Origin of the sequence: Clostridium sp. D53t1_180928_C8, assembly GCF_015667795.1 — a bacterium.
Taxonomy (GTDB): Bacteria; Bacillota; Clostridia; order Clostridiales; family Clostridiaceae; genus Clostridium.
On record NZ_JADPEL010000002.1, the window covers coordinates 71,539 to 93,148 of the forward strand.

Genomic DNA, 21,610 nt, shown 5'->3' on the forward strand with positions numbered 1-21,610 from the left:
TTCCGCTTTGAATTTATATAATTTATTCAGTAAAATTATTAAATTCTATATCCCAATTTCAATGCTTCCCTTTCTAAATTAATATTTAATTTTTTCTCTTCACTATTTTTCTTAGTTCGCAGTTTAGTCCAACTATTCACTATCTTTATATCTTACAATGTCTTTTTTTATAGCATCTAAAAGACTATTTAGCTCCCAAACCTCGCCTTCATCAACAAGCTTATTTAACATAACCTGATATCTACTTGCTTCAGAAGTTTTTCCTAAAGACATTAAGGTCATTATATTATTCATAATGTTAGTGATTATATCAGACTTAACTTCAAATAATCTTTGTGCATCCTTTATTTCATCTTTTATCTCTAGCATTTGTTCATCTAAATTAAAAGCTGAATCAGCTGCTTCTTTTAACTTATCTTGTATTTGTTTAGGAATATGTTGTTTATACTTGTAATTTAATGAATGCTCTATAGTAGCCCAGAAGTTCATTGCCAAAGTTCTTATCTGAAACTCTGCTAATATATCCTTTGGTCCTTCTGCCATATAAACAGTATACTTAATTATCATATGGTAGCTTCTGTATCCACTTTGCTTAACATTTCTAACATAGTCTTTTTCATAAAGAATTTGCATATCCCTTCTTGCCCTAAGAAGTTCAATAACCGTATCTATATCATCAACAAACTGGCACATTATTCTTATCCCAGCTATATCCTCCATTTCCTGTCCAACTCTATCAAGAGGAATTCCAAACTTATTAGCTTTTTCTAAAAGACTTGAAACCTCTTTAACTCTTCCTGTAACAAACTCAATTGGAGAATATTCATTTCTCTTTCTATACTCTTTTCTTATACTTTTTAATTTAACCTTAAGCTCCTCAACCGCCTGTTCATAAGGCATAAGGAAGCTTTTCCAGTTTTGCATTGCCATAAACATCACCCTTAATTTTACTACAAATAAATTATATCAAAAACAAGCTAAAGTGTAACCAATAATTACTATAACTTCAATTTAAAACAACATTACTTGTATATTTTACCTATAAAAGCTTAACAGGATTAAAATTTATAAAATCACAAGAAGTCATTATATATTCAACACCTTCAATATTTCCTTCTATAGCTTTAATATTAGATGGTCCATGTAAATGCCCATATATAACTTTTTCTACTTGATATTCCTTAAATATTTTCATAAATTCAGTATCTTTACCTTCTTCACCAAATGGAGGATAATGAATCATAACAATGAACTTATTATATCCTGCATTTTTAGCACTATCTAAAGATAATCTTAATCTTATCTGTTCCCTTGAATATATTTTAGAATCTTTTGAATTAAATTTATCACTACTTGGATCAATCCATCCTCTTGTTCCACAAATAGCATAATCATCATATTCATAAAAATTATTTTGAAGGAATTTTGTATTATCATACATTGCGTTTAGCTTTGATATACTACTCCACCAATAATCATGATTTCCCTTGCTTATAATCTTCTTTCCTGGAAGACTATCAATCCAATCTAAATCTTTTTTACTGTCATCATGCTTCATAGACCAAGAAATATCACCTGCAATTAAAACAGTATCATTTTCTGTTATTTTTTCTATCCAATTATTCTTTATCTTTTCATCATGATTAGTCCAATGTGCCCCAAATATATCCATAGGTTTATCTGTACTTAATGCAAGATGCAAATCGGAAATAGCATATAAAGCCATAGTCATCCCCCTTATCTTATGTCTAAATTAATTGATTTATCTATTTATTATAACCACTTAATCTTAAAATAAAAAGTCTCTAAGGTCAATTCAATATTTACAACAACCTGCGGGGTCAATCCAAATATTAGATTGACCCCGCAGGTTGTTGCATAAAATTAAACTTTATCTTGAGTTGGTATAAACAATGGTATAGGAAACCATGAATTTATAACCCTATTAACCTTTTCATCTTCTAATATAAAACTACTAAATGGACTAAAAAGTAATTGCATAGCTTTTAAATGATTTAACTCTATATCACACTTTCCATTAAAAGTATTAACATAAATCCCATCACTATTAATAACTATTTCAACCTTCCCATACTCCTTTATATTAATAGATAGTCTTCCCTCTTGTAATTTACTATAAGAATTTTTAAACCTTAATAATAGCTCTAATGTTTCTTCATAATTAATTATATTAAATTGATAAGAACTATTTATTGTACTACCTTCCGCTATATCAAAAAGCGCTCTTATCTTTTTCCTTTCCCAAAGAGGTAACCCAATATTAACTTCCTCAAGATTATTATAATTAATGTAATTAGCTATAACTGTTAAATATAATTCATACTCATTAACAACTAATTCACTAATATATTTTTTATCAGGAGTAACCACCATATAACCAATAAAATTATCATTATTTTCAATAGAATATATATTAAAACTCCAAGAATTCAATATATCTAAAAACATAGACTTTTCTCTTTTAAACTTATACTGACTATTATTATAAAGATTATACGCTTTATCTAAAAACTCTATATTATTTTCTAATATCTCTTTAAATATAATCTTATCATTAATATAATCCTTTAATTTATGTTTAACATTTTCATTGTTAATAGTAAAATATACTTCTTGTCCACAAGGTGTATATGAAAAATACTCGTATCTTTGTTTCATTCCTCCTAAGCAACTTAAATGAAATCCCTGTTTTTTCATATCTTCCAAAGCTATATTCATTAATTTTTTCATATATCCAGCTCCCCTTGAATATGGGTGAACTGATACAGTTCCAATTCCTCCAACCTTAATCTTTTTATCTAAAACTATAATATCCATTGGAAAAACTCCTACCATAGCTTTTATCTTACCACTCTCTTTTACAATGTAATGATTATTCATAGTATTATGTTCTTTTTTATATAGCTTTGGTAAAAGACTTGGAAAGTCAGTTTTTCCTCCTGAATAACTAAATACATAATTAGCAAAATCAACTATCTCTTCATAGTCTGATTCTGTTCCTTTTAAAAATTCTACCTTCATAAATCCTCCTATAACATATCTAACATATATCCTATTATTAGATTATCATATTTATAAAGCTATTATATCAAGTTAATTTATTCTAATATTAATTAATATTTTACATAAAGAATTAGCCTCAAGGAAAATTCAATATTTTGATTATTTCCTGAGGCTAATATACTTCTTATAAAATTATTTATTTCTTCTTATTTTTTCTTCCTAATAATGTTCCACCTGCAGCTAATATTCCCCCAAATACAACTGCTAAAACCGATGGTGTTCCACCTGTTTTTGGTAAACTTGAATTATTTCCTGGCTTTTGTGGTTTTTCAGATGGCTTGTTACCATTTCCATTGCCACTATTTCCGTTATTTCCGTTGTTTCCGTTGTTTCCGCCATTTCCGCTACCATTATTATCATCAGTAGCATTAGCAAGTAATCCATCAAATGCTGTTCTTAATGCTTTTTCAGCGTTATCAACTTCTTCACTAGTAGCTTCTTCATTATTTAATATATTTTTAGCATTAACTAATTCAGCTTCTAATACAGCCCAAGTTTCACTTGTATATTTACTTGAGTCTAAGCTTTCCATCTTGTTTATTAAGTCATTTAATACATCTTTATTTGGCTTTAATCTTAACTCTAAGAATGATCTAACTAAGTTAGTATAAGTTTCATTAACTTCTGCTTCTAAAGCATTTTCATCTGCAATTACTCCATTAGCAATAGCTAATACTCCTTGTAACTTATCCCAAGTAGATTTTATATAGTTATTTCCATCTAAAGCATCAATTCTTTCTACTAAAGCTATTAAATATTGCTTATCACCTTTTTCGAAAGATAACATTTGCATTGCCTTACTTAATCTAGCAAATGATGCATCTATTTGCTCTTGAGTTGCATTTGAATTTAATAACAGTCCTTGCGCTTCAGCTAATGCAGCTTTAAATTCATTTACTACTGCTGGTACAACATTTGAAAGTTCAGCTTCAGTTACTTTATTAGCTTCTTCAATAGCAATTATTAAATGAGTTTTAAATATACCATTTTCAAGCTCTGCTAACTTTTCATCAGCTTCTGCTATTAAATCTACCAATTTATTAGTAGCTGTATCTACAGATTCCTTAGTAGAATTTGCATCATTTGAAATTGCTTTTGCTTCTAAAACAGCAGCTTCCATCTTTGCTACTAACTTTTCAGTTCCAGAATATTTATTTAGCTTATTAATAGCTTCACCAGCATTTTCAATAAGCTTATTTAAATCTGATTTATCAATAACTAACGCTTCATCAAATTTAGCTTTTGCATTCCTTAACGCTTCAACAGCTTCATCAACTTCTACTTGAGATGCATTTTTATTAGTTAATACTGATTTAGCAGCTTCTACTGCTGTAGTAAATTCTGCAATAGCATTTGGAGTGTTAATTCCTTCTGCATTGCTTAATGCCTCTTCAGCACCAACTATTGCAGCTTCTAATTCAGTAATATTTACTATAATAACACTTGATTTAAATGTTTCTACTTCACTATTTAATTCCTCAACTATAGTTGCAATTTCAGTAATATCACTAACATTAGCAAAATCAGCTTCTGCCTTAGCTATAGCAGCATTCAATGTATCTACAGCTTCTTGAGTATATTGACCATTTCCTGAGCCAACTACAGCATTTCCAGCACTTTCTTTTGCTATGGCTAATACAGCTTCATATTTAGCTTGTTCATCAGCAACTTCTAAATACTTATCAAATGCTACCTTTAACGAATCATAAGCTCCATCAATTTGGCTTTGTCCAACCTTAACAGTTTCATATATAGTTATGGCACTTGCCCTTTGAACTTTTAATTCTTCTATAGCACTTTCAATAACATTTCTTTGCTCTTCTGTTAATTCTACTAATCTTTCAGTATTTAAGCTATTTAATACAGCATCAACCTCATCAATTAATACAGCTAACTTAATTCTATTAATTTTAACAGCTTGCTTTCTGAAGTTTGAAACTGCAGTCTTTAACTCTTGAACTAACTCTTGAACTCTTACTGAATCTGGATCTCTATCTAATTCAGCTTTTGCCTTTTCAATAGCTACTCCTAATGTATCCTTAGCTTCTTGTGGATAATTACCTGCCCTATCTCCAACTACAGCTGAATTGTAAATACCTTGTACAACACTTATATAGTTAACTAATGGTTGAGTTGAATCACCCTTATAAATCTTAACTTCATTTATATTAACATCATTATTTAAGAATGTTAATTTAATATATTTAGCAATTATTCCACCATCAATTTCCTCAACATAGTTGTTATAATCTTTATCATTTTTACTTCTATCAGCAATACTAATCCAAGTTTCACCATCTTTTGAATATTCAACTTTATACTTTAACGCTTCATTTGAACTCTTTAATATTTCAATTGCTGCAATATCCTTAGTTGAACCTAAATCGAATGTTACAACCTTATCTTCAGCTGCACTTGCTTCCCACGCTGTTTCTAAATTATTATCTTTAACATTATTTATAGATTCATTATTTACATTTGCACTTACAGTAGTTGATTCATTAATTGCAATATTATCTGGTATACTATATACATTTAATTCTGCTGCTGTAGCAAATCCACCAACACCTTCTAAAGCAACTAGTCTAACATGAGTAGCTTGTACATTATCAAATTGTACTATTTTTTCATTTGAATTATTATCCCAATTTCCTGAAGCTACAGTCTTAAAACTTTGTCCATCAGTACTTACTTGAATTTCATATTTAGTAATATTACCATTATTGCTTCCGCTTCTAGGTAAATAGCTATACTTATTTATTGTATATTCCTTACCTAAGCTAATTGTAATATCATGTGGTAATTCAGTAAATCCAGAACCATATTTAGTATGCCATATAGTATCCTTATTACCATCAATTGCAAAGCTTGCTAATCCTTCATTTCCTACATTTGGATGTTCTGAACTTGCTTCAATACTCATATTTTGTTGAGGTATTTTTACAGAAGCCGTAACACCTTGATTTGGAGTAGACTTAGAATTAACCTTGATTTCAGCAAGTGCTGACCATGCTCCTTGAGCATCTCCTACTGCAGCTTTTCCGTTAAATGTTACTTTAACATCCTTAACATTATTTTTAACTGGTATAGTATATGATTTTTCTAAAACTTGATTATTATTAGTTTTATCTAATATAACTGTTGAATTTCCATTTGCATCTATAGCTTCTACTTTAAACTTAAATGGTAATCCTGCTTTTTCAAATACAACTTCTACATTTTCAGCAAAGTATTCTTTTCCTAAATCAACATTTGCCCATGCATCTGGTGCACCATTTGCAGCAACCCATAAAGTACTTGTATTTCCATCTACTAAATTAGTTAATGGCTTTCCACCTTCTGAGTTACTACCTGTTACTGATTTTCCTAATGCAACATTAACTAACTCTTCTTGTGATTGTGCTGGTCTTAATGCCTTTATTTCAGCTAAACCTGCCCAAGCTCCTGGCCATTGTCCTTGACCATTTTTACCAGTTATAGTAACTGTTACATCTCTAATTTCTTTGTTTATTGCTATAGTATATGTCTTGTCTACCGGCTTATCATTTCCAGTCATATCTAATACAGTGCTTGTAGTTCCATCTGCATTTTCAACATCTACTTTAAATTGGAATGGTAATCCAGCTTTTTCAAATGATACTTCTAGTTTTTCAACAAATTCAGATCCTAATAAATCAACATTTATATCTGATCCTATTCCTTCACCATTTGATACCCATATAGTTCCTAAGTCACCATCAGTAACATTAGATGCAGGTTTTCCAGCTTGTTGACTTGTTGCTGTAGCTGGCTTTCCTAAAGCAATATTATCATATTCTACCTTTTCACCTTCTTCTTGACCTTGATAAACCATCATTTCTGTCATTTCAGGTACTAAAAGATTATTATCACTATTTATTGTTAATTTTACTTGATCCGCCATTCCCTTATAGTCAATTGAAATAGTTCCTGTTATAGTTCCTTCATCTTGTCTTGCGACTTCTTTCCATTGACCATTTTCTCTAACTTCAACCACATAGTTTATTGGGAATCCACCTGCTGCTTGGTTTGGTGCAAATGCAATTCCATCAACACTATATTCTTTTTCTAAGTCTAAAGTTAATTCTACTGGCCATGTAACTCCATTAGCCATCCAAGCTGTTCCTGTAGTACCATCAGTTAAATTAGTAGTTGGATTTCCTTCCTTACTTTCAACACTACTTGTAACAGTTTTTCCTAATGCTATATTTACTTTTTCAACTGCACTTGAAGATCCCCCTAAGAATTTCTCCATATTAGTAACAGAGAATTCCTCCATAGCTATATTAGCTAACTTAGCTAAATCTTCACCTGAACCTTTTGTAGTATATTGGTTTTCTTCAGTTGTCTTTTCATTTGCCCATTCATATTCAACTCTATACCAATTAATACCTGGCGCTGCTTGTCCAGTTTTTAATTCATTGCTTATACCGTCAACCCACATCTCCCATCTCTTAAGATATAAATCTCCAGTTAATCCAGCCCATTGTCTATTTGAGTAATCTTTTAAACCACCGTTTTTATAATCTCCCCAAGTAGTAATAAGTGCTCTTGCGTTAAATTCAAATAAATCCTTTGTCCAATCATCTGCCCCTTCAAGCATTGTTCTTGATTGCTCTATCCAAGTTCCAACTAAGAACTCTGGGCTTGTTGATAACACTCTTTCTTGTAATCTTATTAAGTCTAAGAAATGTTCTGAAATTTTATCAAACTTTTCTGAATCACCAGCATTATATGCTGCAACCATTTCCTTATGATATTCTTGTGCTGAATTTGCTAATACTTGCTTAGTTACATCTAAGAAGTCATAAACAAATGCATCACTGCCCTTCAACTCATCATAACAGCTAATAAATAATTCCATTGCTTTTTCAAGTTCTTTTTTATTATATGGAATTTTACTATGTCCCCAAGTTGATGCACTATTAATCGACATTGCCGGTCTAGCATTTATAACTGATTCTGCTGCACCTTGATAATAGTAATCACTTTTCTTGTATGCTGTTTCTAAAAGAATTTCCCAAGCCTCAATAGCGTCTTCATTTACAGCACCATATCTTCTTTCAATATAGTTATTAACCCATTCTCTATAATTAATTGGATCTCTTGTCCATACCATATCACCAATCAATTCATAAACTATTGGACTGTTATTTATAGCTTCTGGTGTAATACCAATTCCCTTCATATGCTCTGTATTTGCTAAAGCATCTGGAATCGAAGTTGCTACAGTTTCAACTTGTCCATCTAATCCCATTCTTCCACCAAAGTTATGAAGCATGTTCCAAACCCATGGAATATCTTGATTATCAAATCTCTTATAATCTGGATTTAAATCTGAGTTTAAGTCTAATATTAAAGCTTGTTCTTTATTAGTTAATCCTGATAACTTAGTATTGTCTGGATTACCTTGCCAATGTTGGATAACCCAAATTGCATTATTATCATGTTCAATCATCTTATCTTGGATTGTTCCATATATCTTTGCACTATTCATTCCCCCTGTATTTCCACCTTCATGGAATGGGTCAACTGCATAGTAATCTGTAATATCTCCATAAACCTCTTTTTGTTTTTCATAGAATACGTCTGCAACTTCTTGGAAGTAATCTTTTTCTCCCTCATTTACATAAGTTTTTAACATATTAGGTCTATCAAACCCACACCAATCACCTTGTGGTAATATTTGTGCATCTGGATTCTTACTTTGGAAATCTAGTGGAACCATTCCTGAATACCCTTGTAATACAGGTTTAATTCCTAATGTTTGCATTCTATCATGAAGCTGTCTTCCCAGTTCGGCTCTTTCTTCAAACCAATTATCTGGTAGTGGTCCACCAAAGCTTGTCATGTTTTGCATATAGAACCAAGCAAAATAAGCCGGTCCTGAAATAAATTCTTTTACCTCTTCATCTGAATATCCAAACTCATTTAAAGTTCTTCTTAAGACTTCTTCTTGTCCAATTATATCTAACATTAAGTTAAATCCATTCATAGCTGACCAATCTAAGAAAGCCTCATATTCATTCCAATCCCAGAATGACATTGTATATGAATAAGTACAGAAATTTAATGAATATCTTTCTTCATATGGAGTATCAATGACTATCTTTTCTCCAACTGAAGGCATTGTTTCTGGCATATTTAAATTAGATCCCATTATAGGGTTATACATTACTTTTGCATAATTCTTTAAGTAATAATTAAATCCTGATGCTAATGAAACTCCATTATTACCCCTAATAACTATTTTCCCATCCGCTCCATCTTCAACTTCAAATACATCATTTCCTGTTGAAGTTGCACTTCTCATTTCAAATATGAAATTATCCTTATACTCATCACCAATTACTCTTCCAACCATATTAGTCATTTCATTTACAGTTTTTGAATCCGCATATGATGTATCTGTAGTAAATTTATTATATTCACTTTCCCATTTTGAACCTGCAAAATCAGTAGTTTCTATTGCTGTTTCCTTTGCAACTTCATCAGATACCTTCTTACCATATAATTCAATTTCAGCTATATTTGAATTATCATTATTTGAGGAGAAAGTAACATCTATTCTTATTTTATTAACCTTTACATTTCCTGTATTATGTATATCACCATCTATTGTTGCTAGGTCATCATTTTCTTTCGCTCCAATTTTTATGAAATTTTCACCATCTGATGATGCATATATATTGTAATGATAGTATCCTCCAATTTTGTTAAAAACCTTAATTGAAGATAAATTATATGTGGCACCTAAGTCTATCTCTACCCATCTATAATGATTTGATGACTCCCAATAAGTTTCCTTATCTCCATCCATAGCTAAATTTACACTATGATTATTAGTGTTGCTTTTCGCTGTAATTGTAACACCCTTATTTATCGAATCATTCGTCCCAGCTTTTACTTCTACTGGTATTGATACTGTCAGTCCTGCAACACAAGTTACAGCTAATGCCCTTGCTATGTTTACCTTAATCTTATTTGTCATTTTTAATCCCCCTACCAATATAGATAAGTAAAATCTTTCCATATTGCTCTGTTTTTTTGCATAAAAAAAAGCTGAAAAAGGCATAATAAAACCTCTTTCAGCTAATGCTCATAATACACTTATGATGACACACTCAAATTGTTTAAAATCATTTAATATTTTATATTTATATAATAATTAGTACTTCTTTTTTTGTCAATACTTATTTTAAAACCTTTTCATTACATAAATTAATTTTTCATAGATTTCTATTTTTTAATTATATACTAAAGATATTCTAAATCTTTCAATATGCATTGTAATATATGCAACCTCATTTTCACATACTTCACAATCTAAAGTATCTCCTATTATCTTTGCAACATCCTTAGATATATTGTAAGAAAGCTTGTACTTTTCTTTTATTATATCTTTTAAATCATTTTCTATTTTTTTATTACTCATTACTCTCTCAATAGCAAATCTTATATGAATTAAAAATCTAGTATAATCTAAAGATTGTCTATCAATATAAATTCCTAGCTTGTCCTCTACATATTCAACAATAGTGTTACTTAAATATGCGTATTTTATTGTATTAGCTAATTTACCATTATTTCTAGCTGAATGAATATGAATAGCTATAAACGCAACTTCTCCATCTGGAATTTTTACATCCACTTCTTTCTCAATTTTTCTAGCTAGTTTTGAAGCTAATTCAAATTCCCTAGAATATAGAGTCTCTACTTCATTTAAAAATGGATTAATTATCTCTTGATTATCTCTTAATCTTTTTACAGAAAACGCTAAGTGTTCTATAAGAGCTATATGTATACTTTCATTTAACTCTTCCCCTAATTCATCTTGTATTTCCCCCAATGCTTCCTCGAAAATACCTATTAACTTATTATCTACAGTTGATACTATTTCATTAAAGCTTTTTTGATTCTTATCATCTACAATTTCAAAAACTTTGCTTACATTAGTTCCTGCAGTAATTTTATCCCCAAATTTTTTACCAAAACCTATCCCCTTTTCAAATAATATTTTTTCTGCTCCCTGATCCCTAACTAATAATACGTTATTATTAATAGATCTCGTTACTGTTACAGTTTTAGTTAATTCCATTATTATCACCTGTCCCTTCACGAAAATGTTAACGTTATCAACATGTATAGACCACTTTTTAATAATAAATTAATTTTTCCTATATATCAAGCTATATTTAAATTTTCACCATAAAGTTTTCACTTATTTAACAACTTTTATATAAAAAAAGCTACAGATTTAATTTAAATATTTAACTAAACCTGCAGCCTAATATCTTATTATATATCTATTCTACAACTATTTTATTATAGTTTTTCTTTCCTCTTTTTATTAAAGCTGCTCCATCTTGTATATCTTCTTCAGTGAATAATCTAGCTACTTCAGTAACCTTTTCACCATTAATAGAAAGACCACCTTGTTGGATCAATCTTCTACCTTCAGCTTTTGAAGGAACTATTTTAGTTTCAGCTATAACATCAAGAACAGTCTTTCCAAAGCTTTCAGAAGTAATTGTAACTGTAGGTACATTACTCATATCAACTCCACCAGCAAATAATGCTTCTGCAGCTGATTTAGCTTTGTTTGCTTCCTCTTCACCATGAACTAACTTAGTTATTTCATAAGCAAGAACTGTTTTTGCCTTATTTATTTCAGCGCCTTCTAAAGCACTAAGTCTTCTTACTTCATCCATAGGTAAGAATGTTAATAATGCTAAACATTTTTCAACATCAGCATCATCTACGTTTCTCCAATATTGATAGAAATCAAATGGTGATGTTTTTTCTGGATCTAACCATAATGCTCCACCAACTGTTTTACCCATCTTTTGCCCTTGGCTATTAGTTAATAATGTACAAGTCATTGCCATAGCTTGACCTTGTGCTTTTCTTCTAACTAACTCAACACCAGCAATCATATTTGACCATTGGTCATCTCCACCTAATTCCATTTTACAATTATATTTTTGATTTAATACATAGAAATCGTATCCTTGCATTAACATATAGTTAAATTCTAAGAATGATAATCCCTTTTCTAATCTTTGTTTAAAGCATTCAGCACTTAACATTCTGTTTACTGAGAAGTGAACTCCTACTTCTCTTAAGAAATCAACATAATTTAAGTTTAGTAACCAATCTGCGTTATTTACTAATATAGCCTTATCATCTGAGAAATCTATAAATTTTTCCATTTGCTTCTTTATGCAAGAAACATTATGTTCAATTTGCTCTTTTGTAAGCATAGATCTCATATCAGTCTTTCCTGATGGGTCTCCAACCATTGCAGTTCCGCCACCTAATAAAGCTATTGGTCTATGACCTGCTTTTTGCATATGTGCCATAAACATCATTGCTATAAAGTGACCTACATGTAAGCTATCAGCTGTTGGGTCAAATCCTATATAAAAAGTTATTTTCTCCTTTTCTAGCAATTCTCTTGTTTCTTCTTCATGAGTAAATTGCTTTATGTATCCACGATCTAATAACTCGTCTAAAACGTTAGCCATATCCTTACCTCCTATAAAAATTCATATCTTTAGTATATATTTATTAATCTCTTTTATCAATAACTACTTCTCTTTTTTTCTATTTATGAAATATACTACTATAAATATTAAAATACCTATTGAAGATATTATCGCCCCTATCTTAAAGCCACCTGTAACATATTTCATTTCTATATTATAATTTCCTTTAGCTAACTCTATACCTATAAATGTTTTATCAACTCTTGTATACTCTGTCTCCACTCCATTTACATATAATTTCCATCCATTACTATAAGGAACAGACATAAGTAATGTGCCACTTTCCTTTACATCAATATTCCCTATAACCCTGTTAGATTGTGCTTTTACTTCATTTAATGAATTTGATTTCACTTCTTCTAACTGTTTTGAATATCCATCTAAATCTACATTATATAAATCTAAAGTTCTTATTTCGTATTCTGTATCATTTAATAAATTAATTTTAATTTTTAAAGGCTGATTTTGAACACCTAAATCAAATAATCTATTTTGATCAGTAAATGCTCCTGATTTTATTCTATAAGTATTTTCTGCTGAAGTTATTTCTATAGAATCAATTTTGTTATTTGCTTCATAATGTAAAAACACTTCATTATTAGCATACTTTAAATTATCTAAAGTAAATTCTACATATGGACTTTCAACTCCTGAAGTATTAATATTATTATTTAATACTTGCCCTAAGTTTGATGTAAAATTACTATACTCAACCTTACTATAAGGTATTTCTATCCTATAATTTTCAACTAATTCACTATCTTCTGGCACTATTATATTATTAATTAAACTCAACTCTTTTTCTATAAGACTTAAATTCTTAAAAGTTAATTCGTTAATATAATTTTTACTTACGTATCCCCCATTTAAGTAATTTGTATTTTCATAAAGACTATAGTTATCCATTTTCTTTATTAATTTATATCCATATGGAACTGGCCAATCATTTAATAATATAGAATACTTTACATTTAATATTTCATTAGAAAATAAGTTCCCAGTTAAATTTACCATTCCTATTGAATTATCCTTTAATTTTAACTCCTCTAAGAATTCCATATAATACTTGTTATCTGTAGATGTAAAACTATTTAGTCCGGGATATCCATAAGTTAGAGCTAAATTTCTTAATGGTTCTGATTTTTGCAACGAGAAATTCTCAAAAACTCTTTCTAGCTTATTATCTGATTTTGTATCATTGATTAAACTTTCAAATTCATCATTATAAAACAATTCTTGTGATACTTCATCTGAAAGTGCTATAGGTAAATACTTATTTACTATCATTCCAGTACTTATAAATACTTCAATTGCAATTAATACTAAAAGCCACTTACTCTTTTTATAATTCATAAAAATATAATAAATAATTAGCATAATTATATTAATTATAATTACAAATGGAGCTTGCTTTATCAATACAATTCCACTTACTAAAGAAACAAGTATTAAATACCATAACTTTAATTTTATATTTCCTCTAATTACATTTTCTAATAAATATGCCACCATTAATAGATTAAAAGCAATAAATCCATACATATATCTAAACGGGAAGCAGATTGGTGGTGTAAAGCCATGGAAACCTAAATATACAAACATATTTCCAATGCTTAATAACTCTAAAGCTAAAACTAAAAGTGATAATACTCTAAATTTCACATTTATTTTTTTATTTGGTATTAACAATAAAGGTAACAATAATACGCATATATTTCCTGAATATATCAATGCTTCTGTATTATAACCAACATAAAAGTTATGACTTGTATTAAAAAATGCATTTTTTAAGGATTCAAATACTAATCCAAAACTAAATGTAAATGGATTTGGAAGTCCACTTGAAGCTGCCCTAGAACTTTCTTTTATTGCTACTACAGAAGGTATTAAAACAAAGGCTGCTATTAGCACCCCAATTAAATAATATCCTGTTATCTTAACAAAGTAGAAAAATGCATCTTTAAAGATAAATTTTTCACTTTTAATTATGTATCTAATTATTATATACATATAAGTAAATATAGTTAATGAGAAGAATAAATAATAATTAGTTATAGCTGCTAATGTTATGCATATAACAAATAGAGAGAATTTATTTTTCTCCATTATTCTTTCAATACCGATAAATATTAATGGTAATAAATATAACGCATCTAACCACATTGGATTATCAGCATAATGTATAAAATAAGCATTACATGCCCATAATAGTCCAATTATAATACTATTAATTTTACTCAAATCATATTTTCTTAATAACTTAAACATAAACACAGCTGCAAGCTGCTGCTTTATTATAAATGCTATTACAAACAAATATGGAACTGAATCCGTTGGAAATAAAATTACTAGGATAAGCATTACAGGACTTAATACATAATATGTCATTGTCCCAAAAAAGTTACTTCCTATTCCTTGATTCCAACTCCAAAATAACGATTTAAAATTCTTTAACGATTCAGAAAATCCTGAATAAAAATGAGTATATTGATTTATACCATCAAATATTAACATAAAATTATTTCCTAAAAGATAATCTTTTAATGTAAATACTTGAATCAACGCTAAAATTAATATTAATATATACATATTTTTCTCCTTTTCATATTATTTACACATCTTTATATAGTACCATACTTATATATAAAAAAAAATCATACTCTCCAAATCACTTTTATTTTTACTCTTTCTTAAGATTTAGACCTTAATAAAAAAAAAGCTACCAATAAGGGTAGCTTTTTTTAATTTATTTAAATTTAATTATTTTCAATCCTATGCTACGTATTCTCTAATACATGCTGGTACTTCTTCAGTAGTATCAACATTAACATTAATGTATACATTAATACCAAATCTATCTGTTAATCCAGCTATCTTTCTAAATAATTCTGTTGAGTCTTTCATAGTACACTTAACAATATTTGATAATCCATCAATATAGATATTTTCAATATCATAATTAGATGAAATTATACCGCATAACATGCCATAAAAACTTTGACAATCATCAACCCTATACTCATTAGTATCAACAAATCTAATTCCTCTAGCTAATTGTAACATTGGTCTTGAATCGTCATCAATATAAACAGCATCGCCCTTAGCACTTATTTGTTGGTGGTTGGCTAATTCTATTAACCTTTTTGTTTTTCCAGAGCCTCTTCTTGCACAAAAAACTTGAATCATTGGAACCACTCCTTCTTTTTTAATTATTTTTATAGTTAATCACCTTAATATTTTTATTTAAGGTGTAAGTTAAACCTTTTAATTATAATTAAAAATTCTAGTAACATACTTTTTAGTAACTAAAACTAAACTGTACTCACTTTTCTTTAAAGTTATTATTAGCTATATAAATTTTATTATTCAAGGTTTATTGGTAAAATAACCTTAAAACAATTATCTAGTGTTGAATTTATTAGCCTTACCTTTCTTTTACCTTTGAATGCTTCCTTTATTCTTACTAATCCATTTCCATCATTAATAAATCTCTTTCCTTCATCTAAAGATATTAGCTTATCATAAATCCACATATTTCTCTTATTATAGCCCATATCTCCTAAAATATTGCCTTTAGATACCAGTTGTCCTGGACTTATAATTATTACTGAATTTTTAGTTAATACTATTTCTATTATCTTATCTATAATTGAATATTCCCTATACATTACTGAATTTTTTACTGCTTCCATAATAGCAAAAACCGGATAATCTCTTGGTAATAACGTATACATTTTTTCTTCTGTTTTATCTATCATATCTAATAAAGTTCCATTTATCATAAATGCTCTTGGATAATTATCATTAATCTTATTTATTATTCTTATTGCATTATTTGGAATACATATATTATTACTATCACAAAATACTAATAATCCTCCAAAAGTACATCTAACCTTCCTGCTTCGTTTATCCAAATAAGTTATCCCAGCACTTTCTAATAAAAACTTCTGATTTTCTCTAGTAATAGTTATTCCTTTACTTTTAAAATACTGATCTATTAGATTTCTATTTAAAAATTCAGCACTACTATTTACTATTTGGCAGGTTTCAACTGTTAACAATTGATTTTCTTCAAATGCCGCTACTAGCTCTGATTTTCTCATAGTATCTGTAATAGAACCTCTTCTTATATGAAATGCACCAGTTTCTTTTATTTGATAAGGCTTTTGGCCACCATCAAATATTGTTATTATTCCAATATCAACTCCATCTAAATTTACAATTTCTACTTTTATTGGAATTGGAGGTTCACACCTTGAGCTAACAACTTGTTGGATTTTCTCTTCATCTAAAGCTTTTGCCTTATTAATTCCAACTAGTCTTTTTGTTCTGTCCTCAACACCTATTATTAGATACCCTCTTCCCCCTTTAGAATTAGCTATGGCACATACATCCTTTGCAAGTTCCTTCTTTCCTGATTCAGAGGAAATGTCTATTTTTAGTTTAAAATCTAATTTAGTACCTTCTCTCTGTTGTATTAAAGATAGTAGCTTTTTCTTATTCATAATATTTTACCTTAAACTCTCTCTAAGATATAATATTCAACTTAAACCAAAACTGCTAATTTTAGTATTAATTTTTAACAAAAATTTTATAGTAATATATTATATTTATTATAATAAAAAAAAGAACAAAGAAAATAACTTTATTGTTATCTTTTCCTTTGTTCTTTAACAATGGCTAAGTTTAATTTGTATCCTTAATTTAAGGATACTCCTATATTTAATTTTTATCAATATTTTCCACTAATTTTAATAAATATTTTTCAATATTAAAGACTATCCTTTACAACTCCAGTTCCTTTTATATTTATCTTAGTATTTACCTCTAATTCAGTAACACTTAAAGGATTCTCTATATTCTCATGTGGATAATACATTTCTGCCAATCTTTCAACATCAAAAATATCCAATCCCTCTTCCTTATATTTATTAAATAAGTATCCAACATATCCATTAATATATGCTTCTTCATTAACCTCAATATAATCTAGTGAACTACTATCAACAATTAATTTACCTTGTATTTCACTTACAGATACATCAACATTAACATTCTTTATTAACTTATACTTACCATCTTTAAGCTCTAGCTTATCTTCAACACTACTATCTAATATTTGAAGAGTAACAAAATTTTGCTTATCTTGTGGGTTAGCAACCTCTAATGTACCACTCTTTGCATTGCCCATCATAATATTGTACATTAAACTATTTACTACATCTATTTTTTCCACTAAAATATTATCTTTAAATATAGATGAACCTTGTATTTCTATCTTCTTATCTATAGCATTATCCTTTAATGATATAGATGTTAATAATGCAGTATTACTTCCCATTAAAATATTACTTAAATAATAATTTATATTTGATTTTACAGCTTTAGGATTATATTTCTCTTTACCAACTAAATCATTTAAAAATAATCCTAAATACTCTTCATCAGTAGAAACAGTTTTTAATAACTCATCTACATCCCCATAATATACAAAAGCACTTGGTTTCATTGAAAACTCACTATTATTATTAATCAAATCTAGAAATTTCTTAATACCCTTTCTAGAAGCCTTTTCTGTAAATATATATGCTCTTGTTTGAGTATAATCTAATTTAAAGCTTGATACTCTATTTATATCATTTAATGCCTCTAATGCAGTTTTACCTTGACCCTTATAAATTATTCTTCTTCCTTTATCAGAACTGTCATTTGTGCTTCTATACGGCTTAATACAATCTAAATAAACTATCGCTTCCCCTAAGTCATCTATATCAAAAATAATACTTGTAGGAAATGTAACTTTATTAATATCATGATAATCGAAACATCCTGTTAAAAGTAATGGGATGAATAATAACACTAATAATAGTGAATATCTTCTTTTATTTTTCATCACTCTCCTTACCTCCTGTTCCTATTATCTTTCTAGAAATCCTATCTAATTTACCTCTAAAGAATACATCTTTAAATCTATATTCACTTAAACTACCTAGTGGGAATAAGAAAGGATACCCCACAGATTCTAATTCTGATATTTGAATAACATAAATTAATGAAGCACATAGAAATCCTGGTATCCCAAGTAATGATGATGATAACATTATTACTATTGACCAAAATGAAACAGCACCATATACCTTAGGTATTAGGAAATAACTTAATGTACTTATAGCAACTACTATTATTGTTATTCTTGATGATATTCCTGCTCCAACTGCTGCATCCCCTAAGATAAGAGCTGAAACTATACTCATTGCTCCACCTATTGGATGCGGAAGCCTTAAACCAGCCTCTTTTATAAGTTGAAAAGCTAACATCATAATCAATACTTCTATAACAGTAGGCAAAGGCACTCCAGCTCTAGATACCGCAAGCCTAAAAACAAAAAGACTCGGTATCATAGAAAAATGGTATGTAATAATCGCAACATAAAGTCCTGGTAAAAAAGATGCAATTAAAAATGCAAACCATCGTAATACTCTATTGAAATTTGTATAATGCCTATTTATATAATAATCATCTGGCATTTGAAAATTTTCTAAGAAGAAATATGGCACTGTAACTACAAATGGTGTACCATCTACTAATATACCTATACGTCCTTCAAATATTTTGGCTGCAACTTCATCTGGTTTTTCAGTATATCCTACTGTATCAAAAAATGAATGTTGATGCTTTAAATTTACTTCTATATAATTAGAATCTAAAACAAATCTCAAATCTAAATTTTTAATTGTATCTTTCACCTTACTTACAAGCTCTTCTGGTGCAATTCCCTTTATATATGCAATTGCAACTGCAGTTTGTGACTGTTCCCCAACTATAACTGTTTCAAACTTTAAATCTGGATTCTTAACACGTCTACGGATTAATGCAACATTATCTACTATAAGCTCATTAAATCCTTCTCTAGGACCCTTTAATACTGCTTCTGTTTCTGGAATTCCAATACCTCTTCTTGGGAAATTTTTAACCTCACAAAAGATTATTTCATTAAAATCTTTTAAAATTAAAATTACGTCTCCAGATAAAACATGCATAAGTGCATCATCTAAATCTGTAGCCATTCCTGTTGCACTTATATCAAGCACCTTTTCTAATAAATCATTTGGATTTTTTATACTTGTATTTTTTAATTCTCCAAACCCTCTTAATGGTAATATTAAGTATTCCATCATCCATTGACTATTACATAAATCATCTATGAATACTAAAGTACCATCTCCTATTATTGTCTTAACATCCCTATATTTAACGTCAAAACACCCATCAAATCTTTCTTTTACATAATTTAAATTATCCATTTGCATCACCTAAGCATATTATTCCTCTCACCATGTTTAATATTCATTTTTTTGCGAATAATAAAATAGAATTATCTTATCACATAGCAATAATTAAGTTTATATTTAGAGTTGGAGGAGAAAAAATGAATAAATTATCAGCAAAACACTTTATACTTTTTGTATTTGGTGTTACATATATATCTTTTAAAACCTATCCTTCTTTATTCATTGCAGAAGGGGGAAGAGATACATGGCTATACACATTAATCATATATTTAATTTTCTTTGCATTTGCCATGTATTTAATTTATATTATGGATTCTAGAAAAATTTATAATATAAACGAAGTTTTTACTCAAGGGTTGTCTAAAACTTTAGGAAATGTATTTTTATTTTTATTTGCTTTTGGATTGTTTTTAGCTTCACTTGAATCTGCAGCTGTAGAAACTAACATAGTTAAATCTTGTTTTTTCCTTGGAACTCCTAGTTGGTATATAATTGCATTTTTCCTTTTACCATCAGTATTTCTAATTGGAAAAAGTATACGTTCATTCTTAATTTTTATAATTACTATTATATCTTCATTAGGCGTTAATACTGTTATCTTAGCTATACTTACTGAAAAATATAAAGATATAAAATATATTATGCCTGTTTTTGCAGGAGATATAGGTAGTGAATTTTTATCAACATTCCTATTAGTTTTAGGTTCACTATCTGCTTTTGTTATTTCTTTACCATATCTAAGATATTTAAATAATGGCAAAGATTTAAAAAAACATAACTTTATAGCCTTAAGCATATTAGGCATTGTATGTATTTATGTACTAATTGGAATATTATCAACCTTTGGTCCAATTAGGGCTGCTAATCTCTTTTACCCTGAATTTACTCAAAGTCAAAGAGTTCAACTTGGCAGTTTTATAGAATTTGCTGATTTCTTTTTCTTATATCAAACAGTTATGGGCTTTTTCTTAAAATATATAATTTCAGCTTATGGAGTTTATGTAATATATAAAAAATATATAAAAAACAATAAATATTTTATTACAGTTTATACTCTAGCAATTTTTATATTTGGGACATTTTTATCAGGAAATAATTATATTTTATTTTATATTCTTAAGTACTATCAATATATTAATTTAATATTATTTGTGGCTGTTCCGCTTATTGCATTTACAGCCTTCAGCTTAAGATGTAAGAAAAAATAATTTTATTTTTCTATATTCTTACCAAAGTATGTTTGTTGCATTTTTTCCAAATTATGCTATAATAATAGTGTAATAAAAATCATTAGGAAATTCTATGATAATATCATTAAAGTACCCCTTTTCCTTAGGTGTATAGTTAGTAGTTATCAAGATTCACCCTATGGATTTTAAGGAGGTATATAAAATGGAAGATAAGAAAATTATCTGCAAAGACTGCGGAAAGGAATTCATTTTTACTGTAGGAGAACAAGAATTCTACAAAGAAAAAGGATTTGAAAATGATCCTGTTAGATGCCCAGATTGCAGAAGAGCTAGAAAAGCTCAAAAGATGAATAGAGACAGAAGATAATTAATTGAATTTTTTGGAGTTGCTTAAGCAACTCCTTTTTGTTGCTTAAACTTAATACTTTTCATGCAAATTCCTAAGTTTGGTTGACATAAAATTTTGGTAATTTTA

13 protein-coding genes are annotated in these 21,610 nt (G+C 28.7%); 2 read left to right on the forward strand and 11 right to left on the reverse strand.

The window, feature by feature from the left end; translation table 11 throughout:
• Positions 1-132: 132 nt before the first annotated feature.
• The 11 genes from I4V51_RS01820 to I4V51_RS01870 form a co-directional block, all read right to left on the reverse strand.
• The gene (locus I4V51_RS01820; RefSeq protein ID WP_195986630.1) at positions 133-930 is read right to left on the reverse strand and encodes a GTP pyrophosphokinase family protein; all 798 of its coding nucleotides are present in this window, start codon (positions 928-930) and stop codon (positions 133-135) included.
• Between the two features lie 109 nt (positions 931-1,039).
• Entirely contained in the window at positions 1,040-1,726 is a 687-nt protein-coding gene (locus I4V51_RS01825; protein ID WP_195986631.1) for a metallophosphoesterase, read from the reverse strand.
• A 158-nt stretch (positions 1,727-1,884) separates the two neighbouring features.
• The gene (locus I4V51_RS01830; RefSeq protein ID WP_195986632.1) at positions 1,885-3,042 is read right to left on the reverse strand and encodes a GNAT family N-acetyltransferase; all 1,158 of its coding nucleotides are present in this window, start codon (positions 3,040-3,042) and stop codon (positions 1,885-1,887) included.
• A gap of 178 nt (positions 3,043-3,220) precedes the next feature.
• Positions 3,221-10,093, reverse strand: a complete 6,873-nt coding sequence (locus I4V51_RS01835; RefSeq protein WP_195986633.1) for an alpha-N-acetylglucosaminidase TIM-barrel domain-containing protein — start codon at positions 10,091-10,093, stop codon at positions 3,221-3,223.
• Between the two features lie 255 nt (positions 10,094-10,348).
• The gene (locus I4V51_RS01840; RefSeq protein WP_195986634.1) at positions 10,349-11,200 is read right to left on the reverse strand and encodes a PRD domain-containing protein; all 852 of its coding nucleotides are present in this window, start codon (positions 11,198-11,200) and stop codon (positions 10,349-10,351) included.
• A 208-nt stretch (positions 11,201-11,408) separates the two neighbouring features.
• Entirely contained in the window at positions 11,409-12,629 is a 1,221-nt protein-coding gene (gene tyrS, locus I4V51_RS01845) for a tyrosine--tRNA ligase (RefSeq protein ID WP_195986635.1), read from the reverse strand.
• 63 nt (positions 12,630-12,692) lie between these two features.
• Positions 12,693-15,239, reverse strand: a complete 2,547-nt coding sequence (locus tag I4V51_RS01850) for a YfhO family protein (protein ID WP_195986636.1) — start codon at positions 15,237-15,239, stop codon at positions 12,693-12,695.
• 183 nt (positions 15,240-15,422) lie between these two features.
• The gene (locus tag I4V51_RS01855; RefSeq protein WP_195986637.1) at positions 15,423-15,836 is read right to left on the reverse strand and encodes a hypothetical protein; all 414 of its coding nucleotides are present in this window, start codon (positions 15,834-15,836) and stop codon (positions 15,423-15,425) included.
• Between the two features lie 176 nt (positions 15,837-16,012).
• The gene (locus tag I4V51_RS01860) at positions 16,013-17,158 is read right to left on the reverse strand and encodes an ATP-binding protein (RefSeq protein ID WP_195986638.1); all 1,146 of its coding nucleotides are present in this window, start codon (positions 17,156-17,158) and stop codon (positions 16,013-16,015) included.
• 266 nt (positions 17,159-17,424) lie between these two features.
• Positions 17,425-18,546 carry a Ger(x)C family spore germination protein gene (locus I4V51_RS01865; protein ID WP_195986804.1) on the reverse strand — a complete coding sequence of 374 codons (1,122 nt, stop codon included), beginning with the start codon at positions 18,544-18,546 and terminating at the stop codon, positions 17,425-17,427.
• Positions 18,536-19,957: a spore germination protein gene (locus tag I4V51_RS01870; protein WP_195986639.1), complete on the reverse strand. Its 1,422-nt coding sequence runs from the start codon at positions 19,955-19,957 to the stop codon at positions 18,536-18,538. The genes I4V51_RS01865 and I4V51_RS01870 overlap by 11 nt, the downstream gene beginning before the upstream one ends.
• 125 nt (positions 19,958-20,082) lie before the next feature.
• Here I4V51_RS01870 and I4V51_RS01875 point away from each other — a divergent pair, with 125 nt between their 5' ends.
• A complete protein-coding gene (locus tag I4V51_RS01875; protein WP_195986640.1) occupies positions 20,083-21,153 on the forward strand; it encodes an endospore germination permease in 1,071 nt (356 codons plus the stop codon).
• A 184-nt stretch (positions 21,154-21,337) separates the two neighbouring features.
• Positions 21,338-21,502, forward strand: coding sequence for a zinc-ribbon domain-containing protein (locus tag I4V51_RS01880; protein ID WP_148321349.1), 165 nt, complete (start codon positions 21,338-21,340; stop codon positions 21,500-21,502).
• The last annotated feature ends 108 nt before the right edge of the window (positions 21,503-21,610 follow it).